At 67.9% G+C, this 20,814-nt stretch carries 21 protein-coding genes and 1 CRISPR repeat array (1 of these 22 cut by a window edge); of the genes, 4 read left to right on the top strand and 17 right to left on the bottom strand.

The features are described from left to right. Window positions 1–16 precede the first annotated feature (16 nt). From N2652_06380 to N2652_06325, 12 genes are all read right to left on the bottom strand, one after another. Window positions 17–781, bottom strand: coding sequence for an ABC transporter permease subunit (locus tag N2652_06380; protein ID MCX7818815.1), 765 nt, complete (start codon window positions 779–781; stop codon window positions 17–19). Then, the gene (locus tag N2652_06375; protein ID MCX7818814.1) at window positions 762–1,475 is read right to left on the bottom strand and encodes an ATP-binding cassette domain-containing protein; all 714 of its coding nucleotides are present in this window, start codon (window positions 1,473–1,475) and stop codon (window positions 762–764) included. Before N2652_06375 ends, N2652_06380 begins: the two co-directional genes overlap by 20 nt. A 28-nt stretch (window positions 1,476–1,503) precedes the next feature. Then, window positions 1,504–2,529 (bottom strand): ABC transporter substrate-binding protein, encoded by a 1,026-nt coding sequence (locus N2652_06370; GenBank protein ID MCX7818813.1) that lies wholly within the window; start codon window positions 2,527–2,529, stop codon window positions 1,504–1,506. Beyond that, window positions 2,450–3,790 carry a B12-binding domain-containing radical SAM protein gene (locus N2652_06365; GenBank protein MCX7818812.1) on the bottom strand — a complete coding sequence of 447 codons (1,341 nt, stop codon included), beginning with the start codon at window positions 3,788–3,790 and terminating at the stop codon, window positions 2,450–2,452. Before N2652_06365 ends, N2652_06370 begins: the two co-directional genes overlap by 80 nt. 152 nt (window positions 3,791–3,942) lie before the next feature. Then, window positions 3,943–4,845: a hypothetical protein gene (locus N2652_06360; protein ID MCX7818811.1), complete on the bottom strand. Its 903-nt coding sequence runs from the start codon at window positions 4,843–4,845 to the stop codon at window positions 3,943–3,945. 60 nt (window positions 4,846–4,905) lie between these two features. After that, on the bottom strand, window positions 4,906–5,994 hold the full coding sequence (locus tag N2652_06355; GenBank protein ID MCX7818810.1) for a glycosyltransferase: 1,089 nt from the start codon (window positions 5,992–5,994) through the stop codon (window positions 4,906–4,908). Next, a complete protein-coding gene (locus tag N2652_06350) occupies window positions 5,991–6,413 on the bottom strand; it encodes a hypothetical protein (GenBank protein MCX7818809.1) in 423 nt (140 codons plus the stop codon). The genes N2652_06355 and N2652_06350 overlap by 4 nt, the downstream gene beginning before the upstream one ends. A 6-nt stretch (window positions 6,414–6,419) precedes the next feature. After that, window positions 6,420–7,121 (bottom strand): hypothetical protein, encoded by a 702-nt coding sequence (locus N2652_06345; GenBank protein MCX7818808.1) that lies wholly within the window; start codon window positions 7,119–7,121, stop codon window positions 6,420–6,422. Between the two features lie 40 nt (window positions 7,122–7,161). Continuing rightward, entirely contained in the window at window positions 7,162–8,400 is a 1,239-nt protein-coding gene (locus tag N2652_06340; protein MCX7818807.1) for a DEAD/DEAH box helicase, read from the bottom strand. Between the two features lie 298 nt (window positions 8,401–8,698). After that, window positions 8,699–9,781, bottom strand: a complete 1,083-nt coding sequence (locus N2652_06335; GenBank protein ID MCX7818806.1) for a CsgG/HfaB family protein — start codon at window positions 9,779–9,781, stop codon at window positions 8,699–8,701. Further along, window positions 9,778–10,659 (bottom strand): hypothetical protein, encoded by an 882-nt coding sequence (locus N2652_06330; protein MCX7818805.1) that lies wholly within the window; start codon window positions 10,657–10,659, stop codon window positions 9,778–9,780. Before N2652_06330 ends, N2652_06335 begins: the two co-directional genes overlap by 4 nt. Then, on the bottom strand, window positions 10,656–11,678 hold the full coding sequence (locus N2652_06325) for a hypothetical protein (protein MCX7818804.1): 1,023 nt from the start codon (window positions 11,676–11,678) through the stop codon (window positions 10,656–10,658). The genes N2652_06330 and N2652_06325 overlap by 4 nt, the downstream gene beginning before the upstream one ends. A gap of 168 nt (window positions 11,679–11,846) precedes the next feature. Here N2652_06325 and N2652_06320 point away from each other — a divergent pair, with 168 nt between their 5' ends. Together N2652_06320 and N2652_06315 are read left to right on the top strand one after the other, a co-directional pair. Next, the gene (locus tag N2652_06320) at window positions 11,847–13,109 is read left to right on the top strand and encodes a hypothetical protein (GenBank protein MCX7818803.1); all 1,263 of its coding nucleotides are present in this window, start codon (window positions 11,847–11,849) and stop codon (window positions 13,107–13,109) included. Beyond that, entirely contained in the window at window positions 13,106–14,566 is a 1,461-nt protein-coding gene (locus tag N2652_06315; GenBank protein ID MCX7818802.1) for an arylsulfatase, read from the top strand. The genes N2652_06320 and N2652_06315 overlap by 4 nt, the downstream gene beginning before the upstream one ends. On the opposite strand, the gene N2652_06310 is transcribed toward N2652_06315, so the two are convergent. The 5 genes from N2652_06310 to N2652_06290 form a co-directional block, all read right to left on the bottom strand. Beyond that, the gene (locus N2652_06310) at window positions 14,523–16,094 is read right to left on the bottom strand and encodes an NAD(P)H-hydrate dehydratase (GenBank protein MCX7818801.1); all 1,572 of its coding nucleotides are present in this window, start codon (window positions 16,092–16,094) and stop codon (window positions 14,523–14,525) included. The two genes, N2652_06315 and N2652_06310, sit on opposite strands and share 44 nt — an antisense overlap. Before the next feature lie 80 nt (window positions 16,095–16,174). Beyond that, on the bottom strand, window positions 16,175–16,360 hold the full coding sequence (locus tag N2652_06305) for a hypothetical protein (GenBank protein ID MCX7818800.1): 186 nt from the start codon (window positions 16,358–16,360) through the stop codon (window positions 16,175–16,177). A gap of 7 nt (window positions 16,361–16,367) precedes the next feature. Beyond that, a complete protein-coding gene (locus N2652_06300) occupies window positions 16,368–16,502 on the bottom strand; it encodes a hypothetical protein (GenBank protein MCX7818799.1) in 135 nt (44 codons plus the stop codon). After that, on the bottom strand, window positions 16,489–17,340 hold the full coding sequence (locus N2652_06295) for a hypothetical protein (GenBank protein MCX7818798.1): 852 nt from the start codon (window positions 17,338–17,340) through the stop codon (window positions 16,489–16,491). Before N2652_06295 ends, N2652_06300 begins: the two co-directional genes overlap by 14 nt. A 19-nt stretch (window positions 17,341–17,359) precedes the next feature. Beyond that, entirely contained in the window at window positions 17,360–18,214 is an 855-nt protein-coding gene (locus N2652_06290; GenBank protein MCX7818797.1) for a hypothetical protein, read from the bottom strand. A gap of 197 nt (window positions 18,215–18,411) precedes the next feature. On the opposite strand from N2652_06290, the gene N2652_06285 reads away from it, so the two are divergent. Then, the gene (locus N2652_06285) at window positions 18,412–19,251 is read left to right on the top strand and encodes an NYN domain-containing protein (protein MCX7818796.1); all 840 of its coding nucleotides are present in this window, start codon (window positions 18,412–18,414) and stop codon (window positions 19,249–19,251) included. A 31-nt stretch (window positions 19,252–19,282) separates the two neighbouring features. After that, window positions 19,283–20,476: a DNA polymerase IV gene (dinB, locus tag N2652_06280; GenBank protein ID MCX7818795.1), complete on the top strand. Its 1,194-nt coding sequence runs from the start codon at window positions 19,283–19,285 to the stop codon at window positions 20,474–20,476. Window positions 20,477–20,558: 82 nt separating this feature from the next. Further along, window positions 20,559–20,814: direct repeats of the CRISPR family, unit length 36 nt; unit sequence GTTTTGATCTTGCCCTCACCGGGGCATTGTGATAAG; it runs 938 nt beyond the window's last position.

The following is a 20,814-nucleotide window of genomic DNA, read 5'->3' as shown; positions in this document are numbered from 1 at the left end:
AGTGTTTCGATCATGGCTAATGTCCCCTCCAGTGGACGACACGGGTTTCCAGTATGCTGGTGACCAGGTTCAGCATCATTCCCACCGCGCCGGTCAGCATGATGTAGGCATACAGAATGGCGGTGCGAAAGAGGAGAGAAGCTTCATAGACCTGCTGGCCGAGACCGCGGCCGGGCGTGGTCAACATCTCGAGTGCGACCACCACCGCGAACGCCAGGGACAGCGCAATGCGCAGACCGGACAGCAGGGACGGCAACGCCTCGGGGAATCGCAACCAAAAGAGCACCGACATGTTGGACAGGCCGAGCAGACGGTAAAATTCCAGCCGTTGCACCCGAGCCGCCTGAAGGCCATGGATCATGTGGGAGACGAGAATCAGCGCAACGATCCAGGCAGCGGAGGACACGATCGTGTGCGGACCGGGACCGAGCAGCAGAAGAAACAGCGGATAGAGCGCCAGTACCGGTACGGATCTCAGAAAGTCGGCCAGCCGTGAGGCGGTACCTGCCCATGATGGAAACAGCAAACAGAGGCCCGCGATGAGGGTGGAGATTGCGGCACCGACCGCGGACGCCGAGAGCACGCGGCTAGTGGTCGCGAGGAGATGAGCGCTCAGCTTGCCGGAGTTCCATTCGTCGGCCAGCGTTTTTGCGACCGTCCACGGTGCGGGCAGCAGGCTCGGAGAGATGCGACCTCCGGCCGACAGCAACACCCACCCCCCAATGATCGCGATCGCGAGGGCCACCCCCAGTACGCTCTGCTTACTCGGAAACTGGCGCATACTGGGCGGTGACGATGGCCTGCGCGATGTGTGCGGTCATTTCAATCACGCGTGGGTCCGCAAATCCCTTCAGCGGCGGGAACGAGTCCGCCAGCCCAGCCCGGTCCGCGATCATCGTGGCCGGTCGTCCGCCCAAGATGAGAATGCGATTGGCGAACGTTGCGGCATCTGCCGCGTTGTGGGTGACAAAGATCACATTGACGTTTCGCTCCGCGGCAATCCTGCGGAGCGTGCGGAACAGCTCCCATTTGAACGAAATGTCCAGGCCGCGGAACGATTCATCGTAGAGCCACAGCGAGGCGTGCGCGGCCACCGCCATTGCAATCGCGAGAATCTGGAGCTGGCCGCCGCTGAGCTGGTAGGGGTACCGGCTCAGTTCCGTGGGGGCACCGACCAGCTGCCACACTTCGTCAGGAGTGAGGTCGTTGGGATGGTTGCGCGCGGCCAGTTCCAAATTCTTGCGAACCGTCAGCCAAGGTGCGACGGCTCCCGAGATTTCCTGAGGCACGAGCACAACCCGGCCGGCAGGTTCTGCGAATCGAACCTCCCCTACGGTCGGATGGTCCAGCCGAGCCAACATTCGGAGTAACGTCGTTTTCCCGCACCCGGTGGGGCCCATTATCGCAGTAAATCCGCCGTAGATGTCAACCGACACGTCGTGCAACACCTGCCGGGTGCCAAACGATTTGCTCACCCGCTCCAAACGAACAATGACGCGCGAATTAGTCATCGAGCATCGAGGACACGTTCACTGGGCGGGTCAGTTGCTGGTGCGAGTGCAGAAGGTCGGCCAAACGTTGCACTGACTGGACATCGGGTCGCTCCGGCCACAAATACAGACTGATGCGCTCGGCGATCGCGGGCTCGACCGGCGCATGGCGTGGGAGTACGGCGCGGGCTTCCGGCTCGCGAGTACGAATGTGAGCGATCGCTGACCGCAACGCTTCCCGGCACCGCCGATAGAGGTCCGGGTGCGCGTCGGACCAGGAGCGCTCGGCGACGTCGGTGCCGGCCGGAAAGGGTGTCCAGAGCAAGGTGGGGCGGGGCGCGGGGCTGAGCATCTCGCCCGTGCCGGCCATCAGCGCGGCGGTCACATAAGGTTCGACCGTGATCAGCGCGTCAATTTGCGCGGACTCAAGAAGCATATGTTGCGCGTTGACCGGCGCCTGGATCAGCGAGACTTTGGCCACGTCTACGTTCGCGGCGCGCAGGATTTCGCGCGCAAACATCTGCATCGAAGCGCCGGGGAAACAGCCCACGCGTTTGCCCTCCAGCTCGTTCAGCGCGGAGATCGCGAGACCTTTGCGCTTGAGCACCGCCAGCGCTGCAGCGGATGCGGTCTCATAAAACGGGTGGAAACATCGAAATCGCGTTGGATTGTCCACCGCCGCGGCGAGGATGGTGGGCCAGCCGACGCCACAGGCGATGTCGAGCTGGCCCGCGAGGAGGGCCTGAATGACTTCGGAGGTCTGGGGATATTGCCGGGCGACGACGCGGATGCCCGCTCCGTCAAACAGGCGCTGCTCCAACGCGACGAATAGCGGCAACGCGGAGGCTGCGGGCACGTATCCTGCGCGAAGTTCGTTCTGGGTGGGGCTCCGCGGTCGGCAGCTCCCGGCGGCGCTGCAGGCGAGCACGAGCGCCGCGTCCCTCAGAAAACGGCGTCGCTCAAGTTTTCGCGAGCCGGAAAAAACCGTGGCGCACTGACGCGAGAGAGGCGAGATGGATTCGAGCGGATCGGATTTCATCGTCAGTGACCTCCGTCATTGTCCTGCGGAAGCGCTCGGACAGTACCCATGGATCAAAGTCCTCGATCGAAGGCTCCCGGTTCGAACCCAGCAGTGAGCTCCACCAGCGGGTTCCGGGCAGCGGCACGAAGTCGGCGATGCTGATCGCGGAGAAGCGGCATTGGCGGGCGACTTGCTGTGCCAGCGCGACGGTTTCGCGCAGCGTCTCGTTGGTTTCGCCGGGACAGCCGATCATGAAGCAGCCGAGCACGGAGATCTCCTGCTTGCCGAGCCACGAGGCGCCCTGAAGTGCGCGCGCCGGGTCCAATCCTTTGTGCAGCGCGGCGAGCACCTCCTTCGAGCCGCTCTCGAAGCCGACAACCACCTCGACCACGTTGCACTCTTTCAGAAGCCGGGCAGCATCGTGTGTCACCTCGTCGGCCCGGCCGTAGATGATCCAGCGAACCTTGCGCAGGTCGGAATGCTTTGTTCGAAGTCGTAGCCATTCCTCCCACCACTCGAGCGGTTCGAGACTGTCGTCCGACACATCCCAGAACGTCCACAGCTCCGGAATCGTTGCGCGACGCGCTCGGATCTCCGAGGCGACATCTTCGGGAGGGCGAAGCACCAGTTTCAGGCCGGGTCGCAGGCAAAAATTGCAGCGGCCGTGGGACTGCGCCCAGAAACAGCCCCGGCGAGTCGAAATGGCCAGCACAGGGGTTTCGGTCCCCTCTTCGCGCTGGCAGGCCAAGTAGAGATCCACATGCGGAAGGGCGGGGATGAGGCCGGTGGGATCGAACGTTCTGGGAGGCACGGCGCCGGCGGCTTGTGCGGGCGAAGTGACCAGTCCTTCAATCGAGTTTGCCGGCCGCCCCGACAGAAGTTCGAGGAAAATGGGCTCGCCGTCGCCGACGGCGAGGTGAAGGCGACGCTCACCAACCTCGCGGAACAGAAACTTGCGAACCGCGGGGACGGTGGTCGTGAGGCCGCCGACGACGATCAACGCATCGCTTCGGGCCAGTGCGGTATGGCAAAGGTCGAGCGTGCGGCGGAGCGTAAATAGATTGGAAGAGATTCCGATGATTGACGCCGACGCGAGGAGCGAAGGGGGGATGGGGCCCTGCACCAGCTCGTCCCAGATTTGCACCCGGACCTCGGGAGAGAGCTCCGCGGCCGCGCTCACCAGGTAGCCGAGTCCCAGCGGCGGTCGCCACCAGCTGCGGCCCGTGGGAATGAGCGATTCGTTCGGGCAAGGCTGGATGAGCAGGCAGTTCTTCCTCATTACCGTTTGCGGCTGCAGCTTAGCTTGCCGCCCCCCCAACAGCAACAATCACGGCGTGATCGCGCCGGGCCGAGAGTTCCCGAGTGAGGAGTTGGGCATACGTGGTGTCTCGGGAGGCGACCGCTCCACCGCGTCGGCCGCCGTTGCGGGGGTTAGAGGCGGGCGGTGAGGGAGAGGCCGACGAGGGGAGCGGAAGTAGGCTCGAGCGAGCGCAGGCGGCGGCCGTCATCGGCATCGCGCAGCTCAATGCGACGCGCCACGGCGACGCCGGTCCAGAGCGTCACACCTAGGGGGCCGAAGCGGTAGGAGCCGCGGAGCCAGATGGGCACCGCCCGCCACTCCGCCACCTGTTCCTCACTGTGCCGCAGATAGCGGTCGTTGCGATACGAACAGCCCGCGCCCAGTGTCCAGCGGCGATCGGCTCGCCACCGCAGCTCTAGGCCGGCCGGCGTTGCCGGTCCCAATGGCATCGAGTTGCCCAGCTGCCAGCGGTCCCCGAGTTGCCACCAGAACAACGGGAAGGGGATCACTCGCGTGCGGCCCAGCCCCCGCGAGACCAGCGCGCCCACGCCGACTTCGTGGCCCGCCTTCAGCGGCCATGCGTGCATGGCCACCACCCCGATGGTGGAAGCGTCCGCCCAGTCCGTCCCCTCTTCGGCCGCCCACCGCACTGAAGGGATGATCCGCGCACGGCCGGCGGTCCAACCCACGGTCAGCGGCATGCCCACCGAAAGCTCGTTTACCGGCCGCCACGCTCCCCAGTGGGGCGTGTCCGCGTTGCCGTCGGGTTCCAGTCGCGAGTACCGCAGCGTCAGCGCCACCTCAAATTCTTCGGACGATCGTCGCGCTAGTGCTGCGGAAAACTCCCCGAGCGTGAGGGCAGGGCCGGCGGCATCGCCGAACCGAACTGCGGACATCTCCCAGGCGGTGGTTACCGCGTTGGTGAGTGCCCAAGGAGACGGGCCCTGCCCCCCGGCTGTCGCGCAGGGGGTTGTGCGCGGGAACAGCACCGCGACAACGAGCATACCGAATGAAAAAGGCGTGAAAAATTTCATTTGGAAAACATACGGGGTTTTTTCGAACCCGCCAGCGCATGGCGATTCGCGACTGTCGTGCTACGGCGCGTGGCGCTTGCTCACGGCCAGTCCGGCATCGGCCAACCAATTGAGGAGTTCGGTGGCGACGTCGCGGCGATGAAGCTGGGCGAGTCGTTGGCGCTGGCCGGCGGCGATTGCCGACCGAACCGCGGCATCCGTGGTGGCGATGTGGATCAGAGCGGCGAGTTCGCGTGGAGAAGCTTCGTCGAAGAGCAACGCTGCCGGTCCCACCGCCTCGGGGACGCCACCGATCGCGCGGGCGAGCACCGGCACACCGGCGCGGGCGGCGGTGACCAGCGGGGCGCAGAAGCCCTCGTGACGGCTGACGCTGATGACCAGCGATGCGGCGGACAGCGCCGCGGACAGTTGCGCCTCAGTCAGGTAGCCGGCCAGCCACACGTTCTCGGCCTTGTACTCAACCAGCAACATGCGGAGCAGCGCGGCGTAGCGCGGGCAGGCGCGGTCGGAACCGGCCAGGATCAGCCGGCTGCGGGGGTTAAAACCGCGCTGATACCATACAAACCCCTCGATCAGTTCTTCGAGACATTTGTTCGGCGCCAGCCGGCCGATGTGCAGCAGATTCGTGAAGCCGTCGCCCAGCCGCGCGGTCATCGACGGGTCCGGCGGTGGAAGTGGTTCTGCGGCGGAGACCAGCGGCAGCAAGCGGACGCGATCGGCGCCGACCGCGCGCAGCTCGTTGGCGTTGAAGGACGAGACCGCGGCCATCGCGTGCGCCGCGCTGACAAGGTCGGGCAATGCGCGGCGCCCGCTTTGGAGCTGCGCGCTGAGCGCCGCGTCGTACGGTCGGAACCATTCCGACGGGGTGATGTTGTGGTAGAGCAGCAGCCGGCGGAATGCGCCGGCGCGCCACACGTCGGCGGCGGGCGAGGCGATCGCGTAGTGCAGAATCACCGCATCGGGGCGGCGCGTTTCGATGTCGGTCACTGGTCGGCATTCGGCGAGGCCGTCAGGGGAGATTCTCTGCGGCACGGCAAAGATTTCAGAATCGAAGCCCAGATGCCGAAGGTGGGCGCGGACGGCGAGCGCTTCCTGCGAGATTGCGTCGCCCGGCACGAAACCGTCGAGGAGCTGATCGACACGGCTCACGGCGCGTTGGCCGGTGGTGTGGGCGGCGTGGGGCCGGCGGGCGAGCGAGACGATTCTGCAACGGCGCGGCACAGCGCGTCGAGGAGCAGTTCATTGACCCGTGTTTGTTGCAGCGCGATTCGGTCGAGAGGGTTTCCGAGCAGCCGCCAGAGCACACGGCGCAGCGCTTCGAGGAGACGGTTGGGCAGCGAAGCGGCACGAGCGCAGGTGGTTGGCCGCGTGTCGAGTGCGATGTGATACCGCAACAGTTCGAGCGCGAGCGCATCGAAGCTCGGCGGGCCCTCGCATTCACGGAGGCGCAGGGCGCGGTGCTCCGGCGAGAGCGATGGGGGGCCGGCGTGTTCGGGTAGTGTGCGGGCAAGTGCCCGGACGCGCTCGGCGAGCGCCTCGTCGTCACGTCCGGCGAGGGTCAGGTGCATCCGGGCTCAGCCGCCACGCAGCTGGTGCGAGCGCACCAGTGCGAAGAAACGGTCCTGGTATTCCTCGAAGAGGCGTTCGCGGCGCAGCAGGTCGGCGAGCTCACCGAGGCGGCTGCGGTCCACCGCGGCGGCCCGAAACAGCTGTTCGACTGCGTGGCGCGCACCGGTGGGGTCCTGGCGAAGGATCCTTGCGTGTTCGGGGCTGGAGCGCTGCACCAGATCCACCATCAGCTTGATCAGGCAGACCTCCCACGGCTCGTCCACGCCGCGGACAAGGGCGGCGAGGGGATTGTCGCGGCGCTGGAACTCCTCTCGCACGCGGGCGATCACTTCGTCGAGTGTGTCGTGGACGATCTCCTCGCGGCTTTCCTGTTTCCGAATGCGGAAGCCGTACCGGATGATCATCAGATTCTGGTGGTTCTGGCGCAGCCATTCGGCGTAGGCTTCCGCGGCGGGCTCCTCGAAACCCTCGAGGAGGGACTCCGCAAACTCGGCGGGCGTGACGATCTGGGGCCGCGCGGCGTGGAGGCGTCCCTCCCGGATGCGGACCGCGTTCACGGTGTCCATCAGTTCACTGACGAGGTGGTAGTCGACGACGGTGGTGCCGAAGGTCTCCAGTTGGCGTCGGGGCGCCAGCAGGATTTCGGTGTTGCTCACCGCGTACCAAAAATCGAACCGGTCGGGACGTTTCATTGTGATCCGTTTCATCTTCGCCGAGCGCAGCGCGGTTGTCCAACGCGCACGGCTCTCAACGGCGGGCGCTGCGCGGCGGACGCCGGCCAGAGCGGTCAGGCGCCGGTCGCGAGCGCGCGGGGTCGTGGAAGTGCGGCAGTCCGGTCGCCTCCAGCCAGGCGGGGTCGGGATGAAGGTAGGTCAGCGAGTGGCCAAGGAACTCTTCGATCGGGGGCAGGTAAAAGGCCTCGTCTTCCGAGGCGAAGGTGATCGCGGTGCCGCTGGCGCCGGCGCGGCCGGTGCGGCCGATGCGGTGGACGTAGTCCTCTGGGTTGAGCGGGATGTTGAAGTTCACGACCGTGGCGAGGCCCTCGACGTGCAGGCCGCGGCTGGCGACATCGGTCGCCACCAGCACGTGGAGGCGGCCCGCGCGGAAGTCGTCGAGCGCGCGGTCGCGTCGCCGCTGGCTGAGCGCGCCGGAGAGCAGGCCGACCGCCACATCGGCGCGGCGGAGCGCGTCGGCGAGGCGTTCGGCGGTGTCGCGGCGGTTCACGAAAATCAGCGTGCGGCCACTGGCGTTGGCGCGGAGCAGGTGACAGAGCAACGGAAATTTTTCCGCCGAGGTGACCACGTAGGCGATCTGGCGGATCTGCTCGGCCGCGACGCGCGCGGGCTCGATGTTCACGCGCAACGGATCCCGCGTCCAGTGCTCCGCGAGCCGCAGCACGAGCTCGGTGAGCGTTGCGCTGAAAAACATCGTCTGACGGCGCTCGCGCGGCGGGGTGCTGGAGACGATGCGGCGAACGTCGGGAATAAAGCCCATGTCGAGCATGCGATCGGCCTCGTCAATCACGAGAATTTCGACCCGGTCGAGGCGTACGTGGCCGCGCTCTTGCAGGTCCAGCAACCGCCCGGGCGTCGCGATCAGTAGGTCGGCAGGTGAATTCGACAGTGCAGCGCGCTGCCGCTCGAGGTCGCTGCCGCCGACCGCGGCGAGCGTGGAGAGCGGAGTGTAGGCGCCGAGCGCGCGGGCATCGCGCGCGATCTGGCCGGCGAGTTCCCGGGTGGGCGCGAGGATCAGCACGCGGGGGTGAGCCGGCCGACGGTCGGCGGAGGGGGCGCGGAGAAGGCGGGTCATTGCGGCGAGCAGGAACGCGGCGGTCTTACCGGTACCGGTCTGCGCACGGCCGGCAATGTCGCGGCCGGCGATCGCGGCTGGCAGCACCTCTGCTTGGATGGGTGTGCAGTAGCGGAAGTTCAGGTCTGCCACCGCATGGAGGAGCTCGGTGGGCAGATTGAGGTCCTGGAAGCGCACCCGGCCGGGCTCCGGGGGCACGACGTAGGAGGCCGGATCCCATGGCTCGGTGGCGTTGGGGGGTGGTGGCGGAGCGGAGGCATTCTGGCGGCGGGGTCGATCGCGTCCGTGGCGTCGCGCGGCTAGCGGCGCGGAGCGACGAGCGCCTCGCCGCTCACGCCCATGGTTGCCGGCGGGGTCGGGGCGCGTCGCTGCGGAGTCACCCCGGTCTGGAGGACAACTGCCGGGCGGCTGCACGGGAGATGCGGGTGAAGAGGATTGGCCGCGTTGCCGCAGTTGCCGGAGTTTGCTGAGCAGCTTACGGATCATGCAGAAATGCGGCGAATGATATGCGAGACGTTGCGCGCGCGGCAATCCCCTGAGGCGCTCGGCGGCGCAGCGCGGGCGGGGGGGGGGCGGGGCAGCGACGCGAGCGCGCAGGCGGCGCGGCGGGCACCACCTCGAGCCACGCGCCGCGGGGGAACGGACCGCCTTCGAGTGGCGAGGCGAGCGAAGTGGTCGGGCGGACTTCGTCGACCCGTAGTCGGCCGATCACGCGCCCGGGAAAGGCGTCGAGCGGGTCGCCGGTCAGCGGGTCGGTCACCACGCGGGGCGCCTCGCGGGCGATCATTTCGAGGCCCGGCGTCAGACCAACGTTCTCGCCGCCGTTGATGACGACGCGGCCGTCCACGAGGTCCGCGACGCGGGGCATCCAGTACTCGGTCGGCAGCTGATCGAGGATGCGGGCGACCGCGTCGCGGATCGCGGCTTCCGTTGCGCGGCCCAGCGGCGTTTGGAAGAACGCGTCGCCGCCGAAGGCGAGTCGTCGGTAATCCACTGTGGCGGCGAAGAAGCCGGCCCGTGCGGAGCCATCTGCCCGGACCGATGCGATGACCTCGCCCGTTTCGACATCGGTGATTCGGAGGTTCAGCGATACCCGGGCGGAACGGCCGCCCAGCCGGCCGCCGGTGGTCTCTGTACGGAACCATCCGCTGGCGTCACCGGTGACGGTGAAGTCCGTGATGGCGCCGCGAATCAGGTATCGGACGTTTTTCAGGCGGCCGGAGGAGGCCCGTCCTTCCGGCCGGAAGAGCGCCTTACCCTGCCGCAGCAGCTCGCCGAGCGTGTCGTCAAGATGCTGGCGCTCCAGCACGATCACGCGCCTGGAGTTCAGTAGCTCGGTGATCAGTAGGTCCGCCATGCCGCCGCCGAGTTTCCACTGGCCCGCGAAGCAGGACTGGTTTTCGAACTCGGTGACTGCGACCACCGGTCGCAGCACCCGAGCGGAGAGGTGGCGGGGCGGTTCAGCGGGCCGCCGCGCTTCGTAGGGCGGCGTTCGGCAGGCGGTCATCACGATGCCCGACGTCAGCGTCGCGAGGGCGAGGGGAAGTCGGCCGGTCATCGCTCCTCCAGCAGTTCGCGGATGGTTTCGGCCACCTCGGGGTCGGGATGATTGCGATACTCCCGCAGGGCGGCGCGCTCGGCCGGACCGAGTTTGCGCAGCTGTGCACGGCTTCGGGCGCGGATCGCGGGATCCTCTGCGGCGAGTTTTGCGACCAGCTCCGCGATTTCGCTGGTTGGCAGGGCGGCGGTGTGGTTGGTGACGGCCACCTCTGCCGTTGGCCCCGGTTCTTCTTCGGCTCGCCGGCTCTTCAACGCGGCGATCTTCCAGCGGTCGCCGTCCTGCCGCCAGACGACGGTGAAGAGCATGTCGTCTTGGCGGAATGTGAGCTCCGCGACGCCGCCGGGATGGTCCACGCGCTGGGAGGTCAGCACCGCATCCTCCTGGTTAAACCATTCTGCGAGAGCCTCGGTCCCCTGTTCGCCGTGCAGATCTTCGACCATTGTGCGGAACTGCGTGGCGGCGTCCGCGGTCAACACTTCGAGGATCTGCTGGGGCTGGCCGGCGGCGATCCAGGCCTGAACCCGTTGCCACTCTTCGACAGGCGTGGTGCGGGGCGCCAGATCGCGGGGGGTGCCGCCGGCGGCCAGAAACGCCTCCCGCGCAGCCTGACGAATCGGGGGCGGAACATCGCGCGTGGCCAGCCATTGAAGGTCCGCGCGCGCGTCTGCGGCGCGGCCGGCCGCCTGATGGGCCTGGGCACGATACCATCGCGCGGCCCACGTGAGCTCACGGATGCTGGGGGAGTGTTCGATCACCGCGGTCAGCGGCGCAATTGCGTCGGCGTGGCGGCCGGCTTCGATCGCCTGGCGCGCTTGTTGAAGGTGCGTCACCAGCGTTGCGATCATCGCCACGGTGAGATTGGTGGTCGCGCTCATCGCAGTTCGTCCAGCAGTTCCCGCACGGTGGTGGCAACCTCAACATCCCGGTGGTCGCGGTGCGCCTGGAGCGTTGAGCGCGCGGCCGCACCGGCGGCGCGCAGCGCCGCGCGAGCCCGCGCGCGGACGATCGGATCGGCATGCCCCAGCTCGGTCACCAACTGTTCCAGCCGCCGGCGCTCCTCCGCGGGCGGTTCGATCTGCGGAGGCGGTGCGCCGGTGGCGGCGAGGGTTGTCTCCGCGACCGTGACGCGGGACTGGGCGCCCAGCCCACCGGCCGCGCCCAGCATCAGCCGTGCGCCGTCCGGCGCAACGACCACAACGCCCCCGGCTGGCACGTTGGCGGCTTCAAGGGGAGCCGGAGCGGCGCCTTCACCACCGGTGGGCGGACGGTACCAAACCACCTCCTCGAACACCCAACCCTCTGCGGTGGGGCGAGCGGCGAGGCGGACCTCTCCGGCGTTCGATCGCAGCTGGATCTCGCCACGCGCGACCGTGGAGGTCACTTCGATCACTTTCGCATCCGTCCATGGCCGCACCAGCCAGGCCACACCCGAGGCGGCCTGCGGTTCCACCTCGTTGGTGGAGGCAAGCCATCCGATCCGGTCCGCGAACTGGCCCAGCGGACCGGCGATCCGCCGGCGTGCGGAACTCCACTGCCCGCGGGCGACCTCGTGCGTGAGCCGCCGCCAACTGGCGAGGAGGCTGCCGCCCCCCGTTCGATCCGCCGCGTTCGCACCGGCGAGTGCGCCGCGGCGTGCGGCCGCCGCCTCGCGGATCGCCGGGTCTTCCGCGTATGAGATCAGCCACTCGAGCTCCGCTCGGGCGCGGTCGGGGCGCTCCGCCCGCTGCGCGGCCTCTGCGCACAGCAGCCGCGCGATTTGCGCCATTTGTGGTGCCGTGTTCGACGCGGCGACGACACGAGTGAACCGTTCCATCGCCGTTTCGAAGTCCAGCTGCTGTAGCAGCGCGACGCCGTGGAGCAGATTGCTGGCGACGCCGAGCAATGCAATGGTCACCGGCTCCATGAGTTTCGCGCGCTGCGCGCATCGCCGCGGAGCGCGAAGTCATCGTACGACGATTTGCGCCGCGGCGCGATCGCCTCCGAGTGCGGGCGGCAGCGGCTCGGGTGGCGTTTCGCAGCTCCGACCGGTACCATTCGCGGGGGGAGAGCGATGAGACACGTCGTGAGAGCCTGGAGCATCGGGTTTGCCGCCGCGGCGGCGTGGGGAGACATCCACATGGCTGTGCCGTCCTTCCCGAGTTACGACGAGGAACTGGCCTTTTTACGACGCCACGTCGAGGTGATCGAGCTCACCGACGAGGCCGGCCGCGCGCGCGTCGCGGTGGTGCCGGCCTGGCAGGGGCGCGTGGCCACCAGCACGTCCGGCGGCGGCGGCGCGCCGGGTTACGGCTGGTTGAACCGCCCCGTGATCGAGCGCGGGATCCGGCCGCCGGCGGAGCGCCGCGGCACGCTCGAGGACCACATCCACGTGTTTGGCGGCGAAGAGCGGTTCTGGCTCGGTCCGGAGGGAGGGCAGTTTTCGGTGTATTTCCCTCCCGGTGCGCCATTCGAGTTCGAGCACTGGCGCGTGCCCCCGCCGATCGATACCGAGCCGTTCCGGCTGACCAGCCGTTCGCGCGACCGCGTGCGCTTCGAGCACCAGTTTGTTCTGACGAACTGGAGTGGTCACATTCGCGCCTGTCGGGTTGAGCGGATCATCCAGCTGCTCGACGCGCGCGCCGCGCTCGCGGTCTGGACCCCGTCGGTGCCTGGCGGGCTCGAAGCGGTCGCCTATGAAACGGACAACCGCCTGACCAACGCTGGGAACTCGCCATGGACGGCGGAGACCGGGCTGCTCTCCATCTGGATTCTCGGCATGTTCCGCCCCTCCGCCGCGACGACGGTGGTGATTCCGATTCGTCCCGGCCCAGAGTCGGAATTGGGCCCCCCCGTGAACGACGCCTACTTTGGCCGCGTGCCGTCGAATCATCTGGCGGTTGTAGGCAACCACGTATTTTTCCGGGCCGACGGCACCCGGCGCGGGAAGATCGGCGTCTCTCCGCGGCGCTCGCTGGGTGTGGCGGGAAGCTGGGCGGCCGATCAGGGCGTGCTCACGCTGGTGACCTATCAGCCGCCCGAGTCCGGCGCGCGCTATGTGAATTCTGCGTGGGAACTGCAGTCCGATCCCTTCGACGGAGACGTGATCAACGCCTACAACGACGGTCCGCCCGCGCCCGGGCTTCCGCCGCTGGGGCCGTTTTATGAGATTGAAACCTCGTCCCCGGGCGGCGAGTTGGCGCCGGGGGCGACGTTGCGGCATGTGTCGCGGACCTACCATGTTCGGGGGCCGCGGTCGGCGCTGGACGTGGTGGCGCGGGCGGCGCTGGGCGTCGGGCTGGAACAGATCGAACGGGTGTTTCTGCCGGCTGGGGGCGCGGTGCGATGAACGGCCGCGGCGAGCCGGTCGGTTGGGACGGCATGCGGGTCGGGATGCGGCGGGGTCGTGGTTGTGCCGCGATCGCGGTGGCGGTGTGGCTGGGCGCGGCGACGGCGCCGGGTGCAGCGCGGCCGCCCAACCTGGTGATCGTGCTTGCGGATGATCTGGCGGCCGCGGATCTTGGCTGCTACGGGCAGCAACTGATCCGCACGCCGCGGCTGGACCGGATGGCGTCGGAGGGCATGCGGTTTACACGGGCGTATTCCGGCACCGCGGTGTGTGCGCCCACCCGCGCCTCGTTGCTGACCGGCCTCCACACCGGGCACTGTCCGATCCGCGCCAACCGCGAGGTCCAGCCGGAGGGACAAATGCCGCTGCCAGCGGGCACCCCGACGATTGCGAGTGTGCTGAAAGCCCGCGGGTATGCGACCGCCTGTGTGGGCAAATGGGGCCTGGGGATGTTCGATACCGCGGGGAGCCCCCTCAAGGTTGGGTTCGACCACTTTTACGGTTACAACTGCCAGCGGCACGCGCACAGCTATTTTCCCGCCTATCTCTACTGTGACGACCGTCGTTTCGAGCTACCGGGCAACGACGGGCGTGGAATCGGCGCGATCTACTCGCCGGATCTGCTTTCCAGCAATGTGCTGGCCTGGGTTCGATCTGTGCGGGACCGGCCGTTCTTTTTGTTTTATGCGCCGACGCTGCCGCATGGGCGCTACGAAGTGCCGAACGAGGGCGAATACGCGGACCGGCCATGGCCGCCGAAGGCCCGCGCGTATGCGGCGATGGTGAGCCGGCTGGACGCGGATGTGGGGCGTCTGCTCGATCTGCTGGTCGAATTGGAGTTGCACTCGCACACGCTGGTGATTTTCGGGGCCGACAACGGCTCCGCGTTCGACCCCGACTCGGTGGAGGCTCGCCTGTTCAACCACTCGATGAACGGCCGGCTGCGCGGCGCGAAGCGCTCTTTGTACGAGGGAGGGCTGGTGAATCCGACGATCGCGTGGTGGCCGGGTACGGTGCCGGCGGGGGTGGTGCGGGACGAGCCGTGGGCGTACTGGGATCTGCTGCCGACGTTTGCGGAGCTGGCCGGGGTGCCGCCGGAGGCGGTCGGCGCGACTGATGGCCGCTCGATCGCGGCGCTTCTGCGGGGTGGTCCGGCGCCGGAGCGGCCGTATTTCTACTGGGAGCTGCACGAGGGCACCTCGTTGCAGGCCGCGCGGTTCGGGCGCTGGAAGGCGGTCCGCAACGGCCCGTCCGCGCCGGTTGAGCTGTACGATTTGGAGAGCGATCCCGGCGAGAGCCGCGATCTTGCGTCCGCACATCCGGAGCTGGTGCGTCGTGCGGAGGAGATTTTCCGCGAAGCGCACCGTCCCGATCCGGCCTGGCCGCTGCGCGACGGTCCGCTGCGCCGTGGTCTCAGCGCAGCACCAGCTCGCGGAACGCAAACGGGATCTCGGTGACGACGTCGCCGGCGACCATGCCGGTTTGGGAGCTTCGCCAGGCGGCCATGTCGCCGGCGCGGCCGTGCAGAAACACCGCTGCGCGCGCCGCGTCGAGTGGTGCGATGCCTTGGGCGAGCAGGCCGGCCAGCAGTCCGGCGAGCACATCGCCGCTGCCGCCGCGCGCCATGCCGGGGTTGCCGGTCATGTTGATGTAGGCCGGCGGCTCGGCCGCGGTGACGATGGTGCCGGCGCCCTTCAGCACCGTTACCGCGCCGGTCAGCGCGGCGGCGGCCTGTGCGGCGCTGATGCGGTCGGCCTGCACGCGCGCCACATCCATCTGCAGCAGGCGCCCGATCTCGCCCGGGTGGGGCGTCACCACCACCGAGCTACGCGCCGAGCGGATCGCCGCCGCGTCGCCCGCCATCACGTTCAGCGCGTCCGCATCGAGCACCAGCGGTGTCGGACAGCGCTCCAGCAGACGTCGAACCAGGATGGCCGACTCCCCGTGGGTGGTGAGACCCGGCCCCACAAGCACTGCGTCGAACTGGTCCAAGCGACTCCACCAGGGGTCGAGCGCGTCCGCTCGCAGCGATCCAATTTCGGTTTCGGCGCCCGGATGCACCATCGTCTCCAGCGAGGCACCCGCCACGATCGTGGCGATCGAGGCGGGGACCAGCGCGGTGGTCAGCCCCACACCCGAGCGCGCGGCGGCGCGGCAGGCCAGCGCGATCGCGCCGGCGTAGCCGCGTGCGCCGCCGATCAGCAGCAGGTGGCCGTAGGTACCCTTGTGCGAGCCGCGCGCGCGCCGCGGAATCACGTGGCGCAGCTCCGTGGAGTAGATCATTTCGAGGTCGGAGACTGCGGGGGTCTCCTCGATGAACGCGGGCGGGATGCCAATGTCGACCACCTCGATCGTACCGACAAACTCAAGCGCGGCGGGCGCCAGCAGGCCGATCTTCGGCAGCCCCATGGTGACGGTGACGTCCGCGGTGACCGCCGCGCCCTCTGCGACGCCGCGGTCGGAGTTGAGCCCCGAGGGCACGTCGATCGAGACGACGTACGCGTCGTTCGCGGCGGTGTTGATGTACTCGATGGCCCAGGCGACTGCGCCGCGCGGTGCGCCGTGGCTGCCGATGCCCAGCAGCCCGTCCACGATGAAGTCCGTCGCCAGCGGCCGCGCGAGGTTCTCCTGCCAGTCCTCCTGCGTGGGGAACTCCTCGATGGTGACGCCCTCCGCCCGCAGATTCGCGAGGTGTTTGAGGGATTCTCCACCGATCTGGCTTTCCGGCCCGGCGATCCAGACCACCACCTCAAAGCCGAGCTCGCGGAGGTGCCGACCGGCGGCGAAAGCGTCGCCACCGTTGTTGCCTCGGCCGGCGATGATCAGCGCCGCCGGCGCTCCCATCCCGGCCAGGTCGGCGAGGTAGCGGATCACGTCCGCCACGCCGCGGCCCGCCCGGTCCATCAACTCATAGGCCGGCACACCGGCCTCTTCGATCGTGCGGCGGTCGAGCTGCCGCATCTGCGCGGTGGTGACGATTTTCATCGCGGAGGATTGTCGGGACGTTCGCGAGCGTCTGCAAGCGGAGCCGGAGTCCGCCCGCCGTCACTCGTCGCCGGTGCGGCTCAGAACTGCTGGCCGGGCATCAAGCTGCCGGGCATCAGCAGCTGGCCCTCCCATGCCTGCTGCCGATTCCATGGGAGGTCCGACTCGCGATCCGGATCGGTGGGGGTCGCACAACCGGCCAATGCCAGCAGCAGCGCGCCGGCCAGCAGCATCCAGCCCGAACCACCACGGCGCCGGCCGTTCATTGTCTGCTCACTTCGGAAGGATCGGCCAGACGCTCGGTTCCGCGCTGTAGCTGTGCAGCTCCGACATCTGCAGCGCGACCACGCCGGCCAGACACAGCACCGTCACCAGGCTGAGCACCGCCATCAGTCTAATAAAGAACACGGTCGCCCTCCCGGATCGGCGACAACTGCCAATCCCGCTCGATGTCCGCGATCGCCCAATGCTCGCTCGCCTGCATGATCCGCACCTTGCCGACGAGCTCGTCGGAGCGGTGGACCAGCATGTGGGCATCCTTCACCAGGCCGTCGCGAGAGCCGATGTCCAGCACCACGAAGTTCCACTCCGTGTTCACCGCAACGACATTGCCGGCGAGGCCGCGCGGCATCTGCTTCACGATGTTCGGGTCGTTCAGGTACCGCGCCAGCTCCACCTCCAGCCGCTGCACCTCGTCCTTCAGGTCGGCCTTCTCGTTTTCGATCTGCGCGATCCGGTTCTTGTTCTGTTCGATCGTCTTGTTGAGCTCGGCGACCCTGCCCTCCAGCTCGCCGATCTTCCTCTGCAGCTCCGCCAGCTCCGCTTCCTTCTGCGAGATCTGCTCGCGAAGACTCACGATCTCCCGGCGGGCAGACTCCAGGTCCTGGCGCGTTTTCGCGAGGTCCGCCTTCGTCTGATTCAGCTCATCGGTGGTGCGCTTCAGGTCGTCCCGGGCGGAGAAGAGTTGGTCGTAGCGATTTTCCGCGAGGGTTTCGATCACGCGCAGCTGGCGGCCCATTTCGGTCGACTGCATCAGCGCGGTGCGGTTCACTTTCTGGTCAATGGCTTCGATGTACGGCTCGCGGGCGGCGGAGAGTGTTTCGGCCAGTTCCATCGCGCTGCGCTCGAGGGTCTGCACGCTGCGCTTGAGTTCCTGACGCCGCGTGAACAGCTGGTACTCGAGCACGACCGCGGCGCCGCCCATCAGCACCAGCAACACCACCAGCACCCGGAGCACTTTTGCCATGGCCGTGATCCTCCGCCCCCTACTGCACGAACACCCGGTCGCCCGGCTGCACCGGCCCGCGCGTCCAATCGCGCTCGATGTCGCCCACCGAAATCTCGTCGCGGACGTCCGAGATACGGATGCGGCCGATCATTTCGTCGCCCCGGTGCACCAGCAAGGTCGTGTTTTTCTGCACCCCGGCGTTTTTGCCGATGTTCAGCACGACAAAGTTCCACTGCGGATCGGCGATCAGGACCTGGCCGCGCAGATTGCGCACCACGTCGCGGCTGGGGATCGGCGGCGGCAGGAAGGGGGCGAGCGCGTCCTCCAGCCGCTGTTTTGCCTCCAGCAGCTCGGTCTTGCCGCGTTCCAGCTGGGCGATCTGCTCCTTCTGCTCCGACACTTGCCGGCTGAGCTCCTCGATCTGGCTGTTGATTTCGTTCACCTTCTGGCGGGCCTGTGCGATCTGCGCGTTTTTCTGGGCCAGCTGCTCGTTCAGGCCGGCGATCTCCTGGCGTGCCGCATCGAGCTCCTGCCGGGTGCGCGCCAGCTCCTGTTGCGTGGCGGTCAGCTCATCCCGCGTCTGTTTGAGCGTATCCCGGGTGCGGAAAAGCTGATCGCAGCGAGTGGCCGCGTTCGAGGCGAGCGTGGCCAGCGGCGCGGCCATCGCGTCGCTACTGGCCAGCTGCTCGGGACGGATCGGTTCGCCGAGCGCCTCCACGTACGGATCGCGCGCGGCGGCGAGCTTACCGGAAATGCGCGAAATGCCCGCTTTCAGCGCCGCCGAGCGCCGCTGGAGCTCCTGGCGCTTCTGGAACACGTGGTACTCGAGCACCAGCGCCGCGATCGCGGCCGGGAGCGCGAGGATCAGAAACACCCGCAGCACCTTGCCCATGCTCAGACCTCCGGGCGGCTGCCACCGTGCGGCGCCGCCGGCTTATCCTGTGCATACTCAATACGAATCCGCCCCTCAATGCAACCCCGACACCCTGCCCACCCGCAGGCGATCGCGGCGCGATCCCGCCCGGCCGCCCGCATCGGCGTTGGAGCGGCGTCGTTGCCGCGGTACACTCGCGGCCGGTGACCACCAACATGAGCGAAGAACTCCAGTTCGGCAACATGGCGGTGTTCTGCGACTTCGAGAACATCGCGCTCGGTGTGCGCGATGCGAACTACGAATCGTTCGACATCCGGCCGGTTCTTGAACGACTGCTGCTGAAGGGCAGCATCCTGGTGAAAAAGGCCTACTGCGACTGGAGCCGCTACCGCGCGTTCAAAGCCGCGATGCACGAGGCCGCGTTCGAGCTCATTGATATCCCGCATCTGCGCCAGTCCGGCAAAAACAGCGCGGACATCCGGCTGGTCGTGGACGCGCTGGACCTCTGCTACACGAAACCCCATGTGCGCACGTTTGTGATCATCAGCGGGGATTCTGACTTCTCGCCGCTGGTCAGCAAGCTGCGCGAGAACAACAAGACCGTGATCGGTGTGGGCGTGCGCAACTCCACCTCCGAGCTGCTGGTCTCCAACTGCGACGAGTTCCTCTTCTACGATGACCTCGTCCGCCGCGGCGCCGCCCCCCGTCCAAGTCCGCGCGCGGAGGTCGCCGCGGGAGCGGTGCGCCGGCGCGCGCGCCCCGCATCGGCCGCTGCCGCCCCGGAACCCGGCGACCGGGCCGCGGAGGGCCTGCGGCTGGTGGTGGATCTCGCCGGCGAACTGCTCGCCGAGGGCAGCGGCCGCGACCAGGTCTGGGGTTCGATGGTGAAGCAGACGCTCAAACGCCGGCGGCCAGACTTCAACGAAAGCGCCTACGGCTTCCGCTCCTTCAACCAAATGCTCGAGGAGGCGGCGCGGCGCGGCTGGCTCGACCTGCGCCGAGACGAAAAGTCCGGCGGCTTCATCATCACCGCCGCCCGCGGCGAGCCCTCCTGACCCGCGCGCGACGCCGGGGAGGGCCCCGCCCATGGACGCCCCGCCGCGAGTGATCTTGCACGCGGACATGGACGCCTTTTTCGCTGCGGTGGAGCAGCTCGATCACCCGGAACTGCGCGGCCGCCCGGTGATCGTGGGCGCGGCGCCGAACCGTCGCGGGGTGGTCGCGGCCGCCTCCTACGAGGCGCGCGCGTTTGGTGTGCGTTCCGCGATGCCCTCCCGCCGGGCGGCCCGACTGTGTCCACACGGCGTCTTCCTGCCCCCGCGCATCGAACGCTACGAGGAGATGTCCCGGCGAGTGCTCGCGATTCTCGAGCGCTTCACGCCGCTGGTCGAGCCGCTCTCGATTGACGAGGCGGTGCTCGACGTCACCGGCGCGCAGCGGCTGTTCGGCGACGGTGTGCAGATTGCGCGCCAGATCAAGGCCGCGATCCGGGAAGAGCTGGGCCTGACGGTTACGATCGGCGTCGCGCCGAATCGGTTTCTCGCGAAGCTCGCCAGCGAGCTCGGCAAGCCGGACGGTCTGGTGGTGGTGCCGACGGGTCCGGAGGCGGTCCGGGCGTGGTTGGCGCCGTTGCCGGTCGGCCGGCTCTGGGGTGTTGGAGCGGCGACCGAGCGGCGATTGCGCCGGCATCGGATTACGACGATCGGTGATGTGGCGGCGATGCCGCTCGCCCGCCTCGCGGAAATTGTGGGGCCGGCGACCGCTCGCTGGCTGCGGGAACTTGCGGAAGGCCGCGACGAGCGCTCCGTCGGCGAAGTCGGCGAGGAGCAGTCTCTTTCACGCGAGCGGACGTTTCCCTACGACGTCGCCGACCGCGCGGTGGTGGAGGAGGTGCTGCTGGAACTGGTGGACGATGTGGGGCGGCGTCTGCGCGAGCGCGGCGTGTACGCCGGCACCGCCCGACTGAAGATCCGCTATGCGCCGTTTCGGACGGTGACGCGGCAGTGCGCGATCCGGCCGCCGGCGTGCGATGATTTTTCGCTTCGCGCGGTGGCCCGCTCGCTGTGGCGGCACGAGCGCGATGCGGCGTCGGTTCGGCTGATCGGCTTTGGTGTGGCGCGACTGTGCCGCGAGCGCGGTGGTTTGGAGCTCGGCTTCGAAGAGGTGGAGGCGTCCCGCCGGCGGCTGGAGCGCCTCAGCCACGTGATGGACGAGCTCAACCGCCGCTACGGTCCCGGCACCGTGGTTGTGCCCCGGGTGGGCGGGGACTCGCGGGGCTGAATCGTCTCGTTGAACGGAGGGGGGCAGCTAAGGGGGCGATGTTGATCCTTAGCTAACAACCCAAACCTTGAAGGTCGAACTTATTTTGATCTTGCCCTCACCGGGGCATTGTGATAAGAACAAAAAGGAAGTCTTTGCTCTGGCAAACATTGTTTTGATCTTGCCCTCACCGGGGCATTGTGATAAGTCCGGATCGCCTCGTACTCGTTGCCGATCCGTGTTTTGATCTTGCCCTCACCGGGGCATTGTGATAAGAGGCGATGCCGATGATGCCGGCGGAGACACAAGGTTTTGATCTTGCCCTCACCGGGGCATTGTGATAAGTAACCCGCCAGCCC

Source organism: Kiritimatiellia bacterium (assembly GCA_026417735.1).
Taxonomy (GTDB): Bacteria; Verrucomicrobiota; Kiritimatiellia; order PWTM01; family PWTM01; genus CAACVY01.
This window is presented reverse-complemented; position numbering and strand designations above follow the sequence as displayed.

What these genes read in the sequence shown, in the direction of transcription:
- N2652_06380 (MCX7818815.1), bottom strand. Translation starts at nt 781, where the DNA reads ATGCGCCAGTTTCCGAGTAAGCAGAGCGTACTGGGGGTGGCCCTCGCG.
- N2652_06370 (MCX7818813.1), bottom strand. Translation starts at nt 2,529, where the DNA reads ATGAAATCCGATCCGCTCGAATCCATCTCGCCTCTCTCGCGTCAGTGC.
- N2652_06365 (MCX7818812.1), bottom strand. Translation starts at nt 3,790, where the DNA reads ATGAGGAAGAACTGCCTGCTCATCCAGCCTTGCCCGAACGAATCGCTC.
- N2652_06360 (MCX7818811.1), bottom strand. Translation starts at nt 4,845, where the DNA reads ATGAAATTTTTCACGCCTTTTTCATTCGGTATGCTCGTTGTCGCGGTG.
- N2652_06350 (MCX7818809.1), bottom strand. Translation starts at nt 6,413, where the DNA reads ATGCACCTGACCCTCGCCGGACGTGACGACGAGGCGCTCGCCGAGCGC.
- N2652_06345 (MCX7818808.1), bottom strand. Translation starts at nt 7,121, where the DNA reads ATGAAACGGATCACAATGAAACGTCCCGACCGGTTCGATTTTTGGTAC.
- N2652_06335 (MCX7818806.1), bottom strand. Translation starts at nt 9,781, where the DNA reads ATGACCGGCCGACTTCCCCTCGCCCTCGCGACGCTGACGTCGGGCATC.
- N2652_06330 (MCX7818805.1), bottom strand. Translation starts at nt 10,659, where the DNA reads ATGAGCGCGACCACCAATCTCACCGTGGCGATGATCGCAACGCTGGTG.
- N2652_06315 (MCX7818802.1), top strand. Translation starts at nt 13,106, where the DNA reads ATGAACGGCCGCGGCGAGCCGGTCGGTTGGGACGGCATGCGGGTCGGG.
- N2652_06310 (MCX7818801.1), bottom strand. Translation starts at nt 16,094, where the DNA reads ATGAAAATCGTCACCACCGCGCAGATGCGGCAGCTCGACCGCCGCACG.
- N2652_06305 (MCX7818800.1), bottom strand. Translation starts at nt 16,360, where the DNA reads ATGAACGGCCGGCGCCGTGGTGGTTCGGGCTGGATGCTGCTGGCCGGC.
- N2652_06295 (MCX7818798.1), bottom strand. Translation starts at nt 17,340, where the DNA reads ATGGCAAAAGTGCTCCGGGTGCTGGTGGTGTTGCTGGTGCTGATGGGC.
- N2652_06290 (MCX7818797.1), bottom strand. Translation starts at nt 18,214, where the DNA reads ATGGGCAAGGTGCTGCGGGTGTTTCTGATCCTCGCGCTCCCGGCCGCG.
- N2652_06285 (MCX7818796.1), top strand. Translation starts at nt 18,412, where the DNA reads ATGAGCGAAGAACTCCAGTTCGGCAACATGGCGGTGTTCTGCGACTTC.
- dinB (MCX7818795.1), top strand. Translation starts at nt 19,283, where the DNA reads ATGGACGCCCCGCCGCGAGTGATCTTGCACGCGGACATGGACGCCTTT.